Below are 275 nucleotides of genomic sequence, written 5' to 3'. Positions count from 1 at the left end.
GGTCTTCGTCTGGCCGACCACGGCCGCCCCCGGCACATCGACAGGCACCTGGTTCCACTGGGTGAAGGTCTACTCCGCCCTGGCCGGCTGCCTCGGCTTCCTCGCGCTGCGCTTCATCAAGGGTGCTTCCGCCAACAAGTGGATGCTGATGTTCCCGCCCTTCATCCTCGGCCTCAACATCTTCGAGGCGGTCATTCGTGACTTCCACGGGCCGGAGTACATGAAGACGCCGTCCACCATGTTGTGGGCGCCCATGCCGTACACCTGGAAGTCAC

At 63.6% G+C, this 275-nt stretch carries 1 protein-coding gene; it reads left to right on the top strand.

Annotated features, from left to right (window positions below):
* On the top strand, window positions 1-275 hold a 275-nt coding region (locus tag ACS2QP_RS27650), incomplete at both ends, for a DUF5692 family protein (protein WP_438883045.1).

This window comes from Bacillus cereus group sp. Bce019 (genome assembly GCF_051781745.1).
Classification (GTDB): Bacteria; Bacillota; Bacilli; order Bacillales; family Bacillaceae_G; genus Bacillus_A; species Bacillus_A cereus.
This window is presented reverse-complemented; position numbering and strand designations above follow the sequence as displayed.